This window comes from Pseudomonas fulva NBRC 16637 = DSM 17717 (genome assembly GCF_000730565.1).
In the GTDB taxonomy this organism is placed as follows: domain Bacteria; phylum Pseudomonadota; class Gammaproteobacteria; order Pseudomonadales; family Pseudomonadaceae; genus Aquipseudomonas; species Aquipseudomonas fulva.
In genome coordinates, this window is record NZ_BBIQ01000022.1 from 32,469 (window position 1) to 45,766 (window position 13,298).

Annotated in this window: 6 protein-coding genes; 2 read left to right on the forward strand and 4 right to left on the reverse strand. The window is 59.8% G+C overall.

Annotation, left to right across the window (positions count from 1 at the left end):
• Window positions 1–24: 24 nt before the first annotated feature.
• Both PFU01S_RS18630 and PFU01S_RS18635 read left to right on the forward strand, forming a co-directional pair.
• Window positions 25–2,508 carry a fimbria/pilus outer membrane usher protein gene (locus tag PFU01S_RS18630; protein WP_033737064.1) on the forward strand — a complete coding sequence of 828 codons (2,484 nt, stop codon included), beginning with the start codon at window positions 25–27 and terminating at the stop codon, window positions 2,506–2,508.
• A 115-nt stretch (window positions 2,509–2,623) separates the two neighbouring features.
• Complete coding sequence (locus tag PFU01S_RS18635) at window positions 2,624–3,643, forward strand: fimbrial protein (RefSeq protein ID WP_162179779.1); 1,020 nt, start codon at window positions 2,624–2,626, stop codon at window positions 3,641–3,643.
• 36 nt (window positions 3,644–3,679) lie between these two features.
• Here PFU01S_RS18635 and PFU01S_RS18640 read toward each other — a convergent pair whose 3' ends face one another.
• From PFU01S_RS18640 to PFU01S_RS18650, 4 genes are read right to left on the reverse strand one after another with little or no spacing between them, the layout of a single operon-like run.
• Window positions 3,680–7,540, reverse strand: coding sequence for an RHS repeat domain-containing protein (locus PFU01S_RS18640; RefSeq protein ID WP_028687695.1), 3,861 nt, complete (start codon window positions 7,538–7,540; stop codon window positions 3,680–3,682).
• 39 nt (window positions 7,541–7,579) lie between these two features.
• Window positions 7,580–8,098 (reverse strand): hypothetical protein, encoded by a 519-nt coding sequence (locus PFU01S_RS22180; RefSeq protein ID WP_132578882.1) that lies wholly within the window; start codon window positions 8,096–8,098, stop codon window positions 7,580–7,582.
• A 16-nt stretch (window positions 8,099–8,114) separates the two neighbouring features.
• Window positions 8,115–11,003 carry a hypothetical protein gene (locus PFU01S_RS18645; protein ID WP_154665207.1) on the reverse strand — a complete coding sequence of 963 codons (2,889 nt, stop codon included), beginning with the start codon at window positions 11,001–11,003 and terminating at the stop codon, window positions 8,115–8,117.
• Window positions 11,004–11,006: 3 nt separating this feature from the next.
• A complete protein-coding gene (locus tag PFU01S_RS18650) occupies window positions 11,007–13,292 on the reverse strand; it encodes a hypothetical protein (protein WP_028687696.1) in 2,286 nt (761 codons plus the stop codon).
• Window positions 13,293–13,298 lie beyond the last annotated feature (6 nt).

The following is a 13,298-nucleotide window of genomic DNA, read 5'->3' on the forward strand; positions in this document are numbered from 1 at the left end:
GCCGTCATAGGCGAGGAACTTTCCATGCCATTAATCACGCCCGGACGCCCGTGCGGCGCCTGCTTGTGCCTGCTAATCGGCATCAGCCCCTGGCTGCCAGTCGCCCATGCCAGCTCCCACAGCCAACCTGCAATGCAGTTCGATGCGCATTTCTTGCGCCAGGCCGGTACCCAGCCTGACAGCGTGTCGAGTATCGCACTGGACGCCCTTGCCGACTCGACCTCGCTGCCGCCTGGCCGCTACCGGGTCGATGTCGTGCTCAACCTGGAGTTCGTGGGCAACCATGAATTGACGTTCATCCTGCAAGACGAGCGCCTGGACGCCTGCTTGCCCGGGCCCTTGCTCGTCGGCATGGGAGTGCGGCTCGAAAGCCTGCAGGATCCTACACTGGCCACGGCGACCTGCCTGGATTTGCCTGCCGTCATTCCAGGCGCCACATCGACGTTCGATGCCGCAACGCTACGCCTGACGTTGTCGGTGCCACAGATCGCCATGCGCCGTGATCTGGCCAGCCAGGTGGAGACTGCGCAGTGGGACCACGGCATCAACGCAGCCTTCATCAATTACCAAGCCTCCACCTACCAAGGCCACAACCGCTATTCGGGGCGTTATTCGAGCGCTGACCTGAACATCAACAGCGGTGTCAACCTTGGCGCCTGGCGGCTGCGCAGCAGCCAGGCATGGCGCGAAAACGGTACGGGTGCAACACGCTGGAGCCGGTCCCAATCCTACGCACAACGAGGTATCGCAGGGCTGCGCGGCAATCTCACGATCGGCGAAACGTTTCTCGACAGCGATGTCTTTCGCGGTATTCCTCTGCTTGGCGTCCAAGTTGCCTCGGACACGAGCATGCTGCCCGAGACGCTGCAGCAGTACGCCCCGATCATCCGTGGCGTGGCGCAAACCCGGGCCAAGCTCGAGGTGTGGCAGAACGGGTATCCGATCTACACCACTTACGTGAGCCCTGGGCCCTATGCCATCGACGACTTGAGCCCAGGCGGCAGCGGTGAGCTGGATATTGTCCTGACCGAGGACGATGGCCGCGTACAACGCTATACCCAGCCCTATGCCACGCTCAGCAACCTGTTGCGTGAAGGCGTGTGGCGCTACAGCATTGCCGTGGGTCGCTACAACCCAGCCTCTAGCTTCGACCGCCCGACCGTATGGCAATCCACCGCCGCAGTGGGCATGCCGTGGAACACCACGCTCTACGGTGGGCTGATGGCCAGCCACTACTACCACGCCGCCAATATCGGCCTGGGCAAGGATTTAGGCGATTGGGGCGCGCTTGGCTTGGACATCACCCAGGCCAACAGCGAAGCGGCCTCTGGCAACCAACAAGGCCAAAGCCACGCGATCAGGTATGGCAAGACCTTTGCCAGCCAGACCACCCTGCGCTTTGCCGGCTATCGTTACTCGACCCGCGGATACCGCGACTTCGACGAAGCCGTGCGTGAACATAGCGGACAAGACAGCTTCATGGGAGCCCGTCGAAGCCGCCTGGAAGCGGCCGTTCACCAGCCTGTGGGGCAGCGCAGCGGCCTGAGCCTGACCTATTCGCAACAAGACTACTGGCAACGGTCGACCACCCAGCGTCAGTATCAGGTCAATTTCACAACCCACCATGGCGGGGTCAACTACAGCCTGTTTGCCTCCCAGTCATTGAACGACGACTTCCCGTCCCAACGCCTGTTCGGCCTGACGCTGAGTATGCCGCTGGACATCGGTCACAGCGCCACGGCGTCCTTCGATGCGCTGAGCAACAACCAGGGCCACAGTCAGCGTGCCACGCTCAATGGTTCCAGCACACAGTACCCCATCAGCTACAGCGCCAGCCTCAGTCAGAACGAAAGCAAGCAGAAGGCCGCAGCATTGAGCATCGCGCACCAAGGCCGCAGTGGCTCGCTGGGCGCAGGTTTCACCGAAGCCGGTGATTACCGCAGCCTTTCCCTCAATGCCAGTGGTGCGTTGTTGTTCCATGAGGATGGCTTGGCCGTTGGCCCGTACCTTGGGGATACGGCGGCCCTGATCGAGGTCCCCGACATTGCGGATGTGGGTGTGCGCAATGCCACCGGAGCGCTGACCAATGCCAAGGGCTTTGCCTTGGTACCGCACCTGCAACCCTACCGCAACAATAGTCTGGTGCTGCAGACCGACCGCCTCGGCCCGGAGGTGGAAATCGACAACGGTTCGGCACGCGTGGTGCCAAGCCGAGGCGCCGTGGTCAAGCACCGCTTCGAGGCCCGCCGCGTGACCCGCTTGGTGCTGACGCTGCGTACTGCACAAGGCAGACCGTTGCCTTTCGGCGCCCAAGTAGTCGACAGCCTGGGCAAGCAGCTGGGCATCGTCGGCCAGGCGGGCCAAGTCATGCTTTCCACGCATACCCAGGCGCAGGTGTTGAGCGTGCGCTGGAACGAGCATGAGGACGGCATGTGCCAAGTCGCAGTTGACCCCAAAGACTCGCCTGCTCAGCAAGGCTATCACCTGCTATCGCTGGTCTGCGGCTAGGCCCTATGTTTGTAGCGCCCAGCCTGAGCACAGGCTGGGCTGTGAAGGAGTCCCAATGATGAAATACCTGACAGTGTGCGCTGCGTTGGTGCTAAGCATCAGCAGCCAGCCAGCAGTGGCCGCCTCCGAAGTCAAAAGCAAGGCCTGCTGGTGGTACGATAAATACCCAACAGGCCCAATGACGTTCATTCGTAAACTCGGTACCGTGCATGTGCCGCGCGATGCCCAGGTAGGTCGCCAACTGGGCGGTTTCAACGTTTATGATTTCACGAATAACGAGGCGAACAGCCTCTTGGAGTGTTTTAACCGCGGGACGCGCTGGCACTTCAAGTTTGAACCGGTACGCCCGTTGCTCCCCATCCATACCATCGATGGCAGCCCGATCTTGCAAACCAATATCCCGGGTATTGGTGCACGTATCGAGTTGGGTTGGCCATTCAGTGACCAAGGTCCGACAACATTCATACCTTACGGGCGCAACCCACCGCTGGTGCCGTTTACTGCCTATCACGATGCCGAGAACACGTCAGCGTTTCAGCTGAGATTCATTGAAAACAACGTGACCCTGTACAAGACCGGGCCAATTCCGCCCGGCATCCACAAACTCGATACGAGCATGTTCACAGGGTACTTTGATGAACCGACCGTTGGCTTGGCGCTGACCTATTATTTGCAAGCCGAAGTGGTCAACAGCGAGTGCAGCCTGGCAGGCACAGGCGTCAGCCCTAACCCGGTCAAGCTAGGCGAGTGGGAGCGCTCGCGATTTAGCGCGCCCGGAATCACCACGCCGTTAGAACCCTTCACCATCACGCTCAGCGGCTGTGAGGTCGACCCTGAGCACAACACCTACGCCACCATCGAGCTCACCGGCATCAATGGTTCAGTTCCGATCGGCTCGCCCCTGGAAGGTATTTTTTCACTGACTACCACATCGTCGGCGCGAGGCGTAGGCATACGAATTCTCAAGCAAGATGGCACGCCCCTGGCATTGAACAAAGAGGTGCCGCTGAGACCCCTGGCCGATGGCACCACGCCGCTGCATTTCAGTGCGCAGTTCATTCAGGTGGAAGCGGCCACCGCCGTGCGTGCGGGTGACGCCAACGGAGCACTCAACTTCACCATTCGCTACCGCTGAACTGCGCTTCGATGCCCTACCCCGCCTATGCGCCTTCTACTGGCTCATACCGCTGAGTACATCTTCGGGATCGTAATGGTAGCGAGCAGCACCGGTGGGTCCATCGACACTCTGCAGCCGGTTCAACGCATCGTACGTCAGGGTACGGCCGGCTTCGTCCTGGATCAGGTTGCCATTGGCATCATAGCGCAGCTGCACCGCCGGCAGAGATGAATGCTCGATGGAGGTCAACTGCGCTGGGTCCGCGGCATTTTCGAATTTGTAGATGACCCGCGAACGGCTATTGTCGGCCGCAGTGGTCGTCAACAGGTCGATGTTGTCGATCGCATCCAAGCGGAACAGTTGAGTCTTGATTTGCTGGCCATAGGGGTCAATCGGACATTGCTCGCCCGCGCAGTTGTAGTCGGTCAGGCGTCCGCGCAAATCGTATTTGTAGGATTCTTCGCGTAGCACACCGGTTTCATCGGACAGTACCCGCAGGACGAGCTTGTCGACGTCATCATAAGCTTGGCTGAGGGTCTGAGTATGCTCGGCCACGAAGACCCACTCGCCCGTATCCTCGTCCAGCGCAAAGCGGCCGAACTCGAAGGTGCGTAGGTCTTCGCGATCATGTGGGTCATACCGCAGTTGCGTACGCAGCGCCTGATCACTGGCCATGTCCCGGGTGGTCGTGGTGTGCAGGCGACCAAACAGGTCGTAGCTGAAGTGGGCCTGAAGCAGCGGCTGGTCGGTTAGTGCGGCGTACAAGGTGGTGCATTTCAGCTGCCCCAGGGCATCGTAGTCGTTGCTTTGAACCTGGCCGAGCACATCCTGGTACGCCAGCAGACGGCTGCGATAGCTGTAGTCGTAACGCATCTCGAAGGGCGCAGCCTCGCCCTCAACCCAGCGCCTTTCCACTTTCACGTCCCCATTACTGAAATGATCCCGAGTCAAGCGCAGGTCAGGGATTTCACAGTCGATCAAGCGCGCATTTTGTGGATCGTGGGTGAAGCGGGTGGTGACGCCGCCGACCGTACGCACCGTAGGCTGCTCGCTGAGGCTGGGCTGGTACTCGTAATGGACACGCTCGCCGCTGGGCATGGTTACCCAGCACGGCTTGCGCTGGCCGGGTTCGTACTCGAAGCGCTGCAGGCGCCCCCCGGTCGTGGCGCTGATACGCCGGTTCAGGCCGTCGAAGCCTTGTTCACCCAGTAGTTGATCGCCGCCGCGGCTGCTCGATACGCTGATACGCGTGGGCAGGTCTTCGCGGCTATGGGCGGCAAAGCTTCGCCGCACTTGGGCAGCATCGGGCAGGGTGTGGATCACCAAGCGCTCGAAGGCGTCATAGGTGTATCGATTGACACGCTGAGGTTTGCCCGCCATGCCTACGCTCTCCTCGAACAGGCGCCCAAGCCCGTCGTACTGATTGCGTTGCAGGCTGATGGCGTCAGCTGGCTCCAGCTTGCCAGGCGCAAAGCGTTCTATACGCGTGGGTTTATCGAACAGGTTGAGCCACGTAACGGTGATACCGCTGGAGACGAGGTTCCCCTGCTCGTCGAGTACCTCACGCCATTGGGTGATAACAGGGCCTTTGGAAGCAGGGGTACCGACGGGGTCAGTGCGCGTGTACTCGCGCACGCCGTCTGGCCCAACCACGCAGTCCTGCTCGCCCCAGTCGTCGTACTCGAACGTGCTGGTCAGTTCCAGCTGCTGATCGCCGAGCCAGTCGATTTCGGTTTGCGTCTGCATCTGACCCAGTGCGTCGTACCTGGCGCGGTAGGTCTGGCGCAGCGTTTCGCCGAGCAGAGGGTGATCGACGTCCATGCGCTGTTCCTCGACCACCCGGTTCAGGCCGTCCAGATAGGTGATGGTCTTTACGCCCTTGACGTCAAACTGCCACTGTTCGGGCACACCGTTAGCGGAATCTCGCAAGAAATACGTATAGCGTCGATTGGCTTCGTGGGGTTTGCCCGGCGCTACCGTCTCTTGGGTCACCCGTTGCAACGCGTCGTACTCGTAACGGATTTCGACGTCATTGTCATCGCGGTTGAGCAGCGGCTGGCCGGTGTGCAGCGAATGCTCCAGGGTGATCTGCTTGACCTCACCGTCGTACCCGGTCAGCGTCTCAAGCGTGTGCAAGACGCTCTGCCGGGTGTAGGTGCTCAGTGGCGTAGAGTAGTCATAATGGGTGACGGTATCGAGGGTCGCTTCGGGTGGATCCTCCGGTCCTGCGGGGTACTGCACGGTTTTTTCCCTCACCCGCCCCATACAGCTGGCTGCCTGATGTTCGTACTCATAACGCGTGCACTCCAGCCAGCGCTCGCCATCGTCCACATCGACCAGCGTTTCGCTTTCGACTTCGAACCACGGCACCGTCAACCTTGGACCGGGCTGCTCGGCGTCGTCAAGCGGCGCATAGGCCACATAGCTGAAACGTTGGCTGAGCACCGGTGCCAAGCCCTGCCCGTCGCTGGCCGGATAGGTGGTCGTGCTTTTGAGGTGCCGCACAAAGCCACTGGGGTCGTGCGGATGCCCTTCTTGCTCCGCCGCCTGGAACCATTCGTTGCGCACCTCGATGCCGTTGGCTTCCTTGCGGGTCAAGACGTTGCCATGGTTATCGTAGGTACTGATAACCGATTCCGAACGCGCGGGTACTTCGCTGCCGACCACCACCCACCGGCGCGTTTCCTCGGTGGGCAACTGGAACGTGGGCGGCTGGCGGTGGAAGCCACCTGCGTTAATGGTGTATCCCGTAGCAGAGGTTTGTTGGCAATTGCCTTGCAGGGTCTTTACTTCAGTCAGCAGATGGTAACGGTTGAAGGTGCGGGTGATGCTACGAATCTCCTGGCCTTCCTGTTTCCAGACCTCCACGCTCTGATACTCGTAGGTATCGCTGTCGGCGAGTTTGTAGAGGTTATCCAAGCCATCGTCGCGCCATGGCAGCGATGTGCCGCCACCTATGAAGTTGTGCGCGCCAGGGTAGCGGTAGTCCACATCCACCAAAGGCTGCCCTGCCCCGGGTTCGATTTGATGCCGGGTGACCCGGGGAAGCGGCGAAGGCCGGCCGCTGCCAGCAGGGAATTGGTGACCGGCATCAGCGTATGAGAGCATTTCCACTGCTCCCGTTGGCGTAGTCACACGGCTCAGACAGAGGTGCCCGTGTGTACGTACGTACATCATATCCCACCGCGCCTGTTCGACCTGCTTGCCCTGCGCTTCGCCCAATACACTGATGCGCTCGACCCGTTGATCATCCTCCTTGAGCTGCATGTCGTAGGTGACCAGGGGCGCTCCGTCTGCACCGACGAACGGGTGCAGCTTCAACACGACGGCATTGGCCGTGCGAGCGGTCTGGAACAGGATACGGCGCTTGCCATCGTTCTGCTGAGTGTCGTCACTGATGGAGTCGAGTACCGGATGCTGGCTGTTGAACAGCCGATACGTGAAAGCCAGGCTCTGGCCCTGGGCCGAGAACAGCCGAGCCGGCAAGAATACCGGAGCCTGGTTACTGCCTTGGCGAGTCAGTATCTCTACCAAGCCCGAGCGGTGCTCAATCCTGAAGGCATCATCACTGTCACGATAGACCTTGAAATTGACCAGTTTCTGCTCTGCCAGCACCATCGGCTGCGCATTCCGGTCGGTGATGCGGTACGTTTCGCCTGTGCCCAAGGCCAGCACCTGGTTATCCGGTGTGTACTGGGATAACTGGAGCGTCCAGCCAGCGCCGTAGCCGGAGTCGATGATATTGAGGGGCGAGAATGACAACGTCGGTGTGAATTCCGGGCCCAGCAACGTATTGGCACAGAGGTCGGGCAGTTCGATCTTCATCGTGTATTGCCCGGTGCGCGGATCGACACCGCCCTGGATGAAGCTCATGAAGTTGAAGGCGTTGGAATGGAGTGAGTGCTTGACGGACATGGTGCCCCCCCGGCCTTGGCGGTAACAGTGGGTTGGATGCTATGGGAGATTACGAATCTTTACGCAGCTGAGTTGATGCTCCCATGGAGGAACGATGGTAGAAATCACTTCTTTTTTAAGTAATTGGACACCCGCTACCACAATACCGCGGACCGGCGTGTCTCGCACTTCAGTCATTTTTACCCACCGGGTGGTCGTCGGATGTTTTATCGTTTCGACGTGGGCAGTCCAATTGTTTTCACGGGGCGGATGCACAGGCTTCACAGGCACCTCTTTACAATCAACTTGATCATAGAACCGTATCTCCACCGCCGAGGCGACGTTGCTCATGGAAAAATAATCCGAGTTCCTCTTACAACCGTGATTTTCTAATCTATAGGTGTGCATCGAATCACTTGGCGCCGGTATCGGGATGGAACAGGAATTGACAGGTGACTGATTTTCATAACGCTCAGCAATCAGCAACCTGCCGTAGTCTTGTGCAGCTACCGCATCGGTCCCATGACTACACGCCTGGAGCAGCGATAGCACTGGCACCATCAAGTACTGGATTTTCATCGTCGACCCCTTTCATTCAAGCGTTATTATGCAAGGTCAATACGGCGCGCTGGTGCGCGTTCAGAACGTTCGGCGAAACGCTGATGTGATCAAGGTAATTACGGTGCTCAGGCTTACTGGTTGACAAGTAACTGAAGCGACGGTAGTGGCTGTTGCCATTTTCGTCACGCAGCAACACGACCAGCGATGGTGTCAACCACCGCTTTACCCAATCCTGGAGAGTGCGCCTGTAAACATCTTCCCGGCGCAAGTTCACCAGCACCAATGACCCAGAGGCATACCACCGTCGATCAACTGGCAGCGCGTCCAACTCAAGATCTTTGCGAATGGATTCCATGGCAGTATCAAACTCTACAGTCTCAGGGTAAGGTTCAAGAGAGTCATGGAAAATCAGCCCTGTGTAGCTGAACATCCGGTCATTCTGGCTGGGCCCTTCCCACGTGATCATCGAAATGTTCGGTGTTGTAAGCGGTGACACCCGATTTCCTTCCATACCCAGCACTTCACAGGATACGAATTTGGCGTGCGCGTAGCGGAACGTCCAGTAATCAATGGTCGTCAGGAAGAAATCGAAATCATCTTGCTCATTATTGCCGCCGCCGCCATCGACCCGTTGGCGCGTGAAACTGTAGTCGTTCTCGAGCACCTGCAACTGCGCCGCCGACACTTCGATCCTCGCGTTATGCACGGTGGTGTCGGTGGAATAATGCATCTGTTTGGAATCGGCCTGGAAACCCGCATAGAATTGCCGGGTCTGCCCAGCGCCCGCTCGGCAGTGCAAGTACAGGTAAACAATGCTTTCGCGGTTAGTGACTGCACGCCGGGGCGCGGCAGCCGCCGCGCGCCCGTTCGCCAGGTGAAAGCGATTGGGTCGGGTACTGACCGCCCAGAGTTCAGGATCGCCCAGTTCGATGCCTTCGCGTTCCAGGGCAAGCGTGCTCACGCGCTCAGGCGTGCGTTCGTGGTAAAGCCCCAGCGTTGCCAATTCGGTCACGCTCAAGGGATAGTCCTTACCATTGACCTGAGCTGTCTCGACATAGACTTCCAGTTCCAACTGCTGGAAGCCATTGTTGAATTGGCGGCCCTGGCGGTTGCCATCCTGGCCGCTCATGACCCTGACCGTGAACTGATTCAGCTCTTTCCAACTGCCTTCCATTTCCAGGTCGCTATGCTGCACAACGCTGTGGCCGCTGGCGAACACCACGCCATTACTCACCACCTCACACGTCACCACGCTGGTGCCACTGTGCTGGCCACGGCTGGAGAAGGCGCCAGTCTGGTCAACTTCACCCTCCCCTGATAACACACGCCAGCGGCGGTCGGCGCCTGGCATGAACTGCACGGGCTCACTCAGCTGCGCAGTTTGCCCATGTTGTACATTCGCCACATGGGCTGGGTACAGGCTCAAAAGCGGCTGGCTATTGACCATCACCAATGCCGCATCGCGAGCTTGTCCGGCGTGCGCCTGCACCTGTTGTACGACCAGTGGCCGTACGCCAGGCCCGCGGTCGGGTACGAACAGCGCACGGTGCTGGTCCTGGTCGGACAACTCACCGTGAAACGGTTCGAGCAACGACCACTGCACCCCTTGTGCATCCTTCTGCCAGCCAGCCAAAGGAATCACCTCCTGTTGGTCTGGCCAGTAACTCGCAGCGTTGGGAAACGTCGCTACCGACTCGAAACTCACTTGCAGGCGAGCGGAGGCGACGAAGACCTCGCCCGGCTTTGTGCCATCGAGCTCGGCGGTCACCACCACGGTCAGGCTCTGGTGGCCAATGTCCTGGGGGCTGGGCGCACTGTAGCGCCCCTTTGAGTCGATCTGCCCATGCCCTTGCGGCAAGTGGCTGTGGAGGCTTACTGCATGCCAACGGCTAGCGCTTACGGCCCTGCCCTGGCCGTCATGCAAGGTAAAACTCAGCGCCTCGCCTGCCTTGATAACCGCTTCGGCGGGCTCCACCGAATAGGTGGTAACCAGCGGGTCGATATTGCCCAGCACCAGCATGTCGAAGGGCTCATGGCGCTCGGCCTCCACGAAGGCATAGGTGCCAGGAAACAACAGGCTATTGAGTATTTCCAGTTGTTGACCGTCTGCATACCTGGTCAACGAACGGTCCAACAGCAAACTGGCTGAGTAGTTACCATCGGGGATCAGGTAAGGGTAACTGCTGTCGGGGTAGTAGCCGTCGGCACTGTTGGCACTCACACGAATGAACACCAGTACCGCGCCATCGCCCTGATTGACAGCCTGACTCAACTTGGCGCCCGGCGCTGCCTGGGTGCGGATGATGAAACGCCGTGGGCTCAGTGGGTGATAGCCTTGAAGATCAACAATCCCCAGATCGAACTGGGTCATGCGTGCAGGCAGGCCATGAAACCAGGTTTCAAGCGCTGTCACCAGTTGCTCGTTGAGGGGTGGCTGGTCTTGCAGCAAACTGCAGCGCAGGCTGCTGCCATGGGCGAGGTCCAGGCTAACCCGGCCATGGCGATCGACCTCGCCTGTGACCAGCATCAGGTCCAGGTCAATCTCCAGGGTATAGCCCATGGCCTCGGTCACGTTGAACGTGTTGATCAAGGCGCCATCGCTCAGCTGCACGGTGGTGCAGCGCCCTGCGATCAGATTCATGATCAAACGCGCCCGCGAATTGCTCAAAGAAGCGTTGATGAACGACAGTCGCGGTGCACCGAACTCCAGTCCCTCCAGCTCGATGACCGCCGCACGCGCGCCGGTGAACGCCAGCTCATCGTTGAAGGGCGGCAGAAAGCTCAGTGTATCCAAGCGCTGCTGATACTGTTGCATCAGCAAGCGGTTAAGCCTGGACCGGCTATAGGCCGCCACTGCACCCCAGCCCAAGGTCGCGGAACCTTTACCCAGCCGCTCAAGCATTTGTCTTTTTGAATAGGCCATGATCTATCCTCGTGGATCTATGTCTGAGTGCGTTGTGGTTTCGGACCCGACCCATACCGCGTCCGGCCAACGCTCATCGAGCACCACGATCAGGTGCCCTTCCAAAAGACCGAAGGGGGAGTCCAGGTCGGCGAACACCAGCAGGAAACGCTCACCATCGTTCGAGCCTGGCTCATAACGGCCACGCTGCACGAAATGGCCCGGTCCGAGAGCCACGCGCCAATTCACGTCGGCCATGGACTGCCCATTGAACATCGCAGTGAACTGCCGACGCCCGGCAGCCAGTGGCGTACACGTCAGGGTGAGGCTCGATGGTTTTTGCCGGACCAGCACATGCAGTGAGCGCTCCTGCCCGCTGGTCACGTCGCGCACTTGTACCTCGTCCAGCACATAGTGCAGGTCCGCGACCTGGGCACCGGCGATGTAGGTGCGCTTGAACGGCGCCCCTTCCACGACGTCCAAGGTACCGCTGCCTGGACGCGGGTTGATAATTTGCCACTCAAGCTGCTCGCCGGTGGTCCCGGCCGACAACTCCACCTGATCTTCCGACCAACACACCTGGATCAACGGATTGACGGTCAGTGCGTGAGGCAACACGGTGATCAAGCCAACCTGCTGTATTGCGGTGGAGGGTTGAGTGACGGTTATCCTTATCTTCACCCCATTCTCGTCAATCGCATGCCGTGGCGGCGCCGTGTAGACACCGGTGGTCGGGTCGATTCTGCCGGGCTCGCCCCGCTCACCCGGCAAGATTGCAACGCTCCAACGCACACCGACCTGTGGGGGATAGACGCGAAACACATGGGATGCACCTGCCGCCAAGTGGACATTCTCGTCGATCAAGCGAAAAGCGTCGGCGCCTTGTGCCTTGACGAAGGCCGCCAGTCCATGGGGGTACTCGGCGTGCTCCACGAACAACGACGTGCCCCCGGGCAGCAAGGCGGTGGCCAACAACTGCTCTGGAACATAGGCCGTCAGGTTGCGTGAAAGCCCTTCGAGTATGGCCTGCTTGAGGACCAACCCAGCGGCGTGTTCGATTTGCGCCACCTCAGCTGCCGGCAAGGTGGGCATGCCCGATACTGGGGTGACTTCGCCGATAACACCCAAGGGCCAGTGGAAATAGCCCAGCAATAGCCCACCGGCGTCCTCGGCCGGGGTCGCCAGGCACAGGTCGAAGCGGTGCGACATGGTGAACGCAAAGGTTACTGCCAGCAGTTGCGGATACTGCGAGTCATGCCGGGTATAGGAGCACTTCAGCGCGAACTGCGAACGCCACGTCATCTGCACCCCATCGTCGTCGAACAACGCGCCCAAGGGCTCGATTCCGCCCGCCGCCGGCACTTCGAATGCTTCGCAGTTGAACATGAAATCACGTGCGCGCACCTGCCTACGAGCCCCGCGCAGCACACCGGAGGTCGCCCGCATCTCAGTCAATACCTGGCCCGCGTGGGTATAGCTGAACGAGGCAGCATCGAACATCCCAGTCAAGCCATTGGCGTAGGCCGCCCGGTGCAGGACGCGCCTGGACAGCAACACGCAGGCATTGGCTGGCACATCGCCGGGCAGGTCGTCGGGCAGCAGGAACGGAAAATTCGACCGGTCGCTAGGTAAGCTGCCGGTCGGCCCTTGTTCCAGCGATGCGAACAGCACCACTGCCAGCTGGCCATCGGCCTTGCTGTCATGGGTACGCAGAGCAAGCTGGCGCACACCCAGGAAGCGGTTGCCAGGCACACTGGGGAAGTCGAACAGCGTACTGACACGCTTGCTCTCGGGCAGGGCATTGAACAATGCGCGGATAAACGCTGTGCTTTCCTCACTGCCTGCCACCTGATCGTTCAATGCGAAGTGCACCTGCTCGATCTGAGCCAAGTCCACACTCAGGCGTGGGCCGTCGCTGACAACAGGCAAGCGATACTGCAGGGCCAAGGCATCCAAGGCATCGTGGGCACTGAGCGCAGTCACTTCGCCACGCTCCGTAGCTACCAGCAACCCCCCTTCCATGGCGACTGCCTGGGTCAGGCGCGGCGTCTGCCAGGACGCCTGGCCAGGCACCAGGCTTGCAGGGCCCAGCCGGTACCCGAACAAATGGTAGGTCAGTTTGGTATTGGCGATCTGCAGAGTCCCAGTCAGGTCATCAATGGCCGTGTGAGTCAACCACCGCTGCACATGGTGGGCCTGCAGCAGACTATTCAGTTGGCCGGCCGAAAACGCAGTGATGAAGTCCCACCCAGAGAGGTTCGGGTTATCACGCATCCAGGCCAGCAATGCGCCTAATGAATTACCAGACATGAGCGT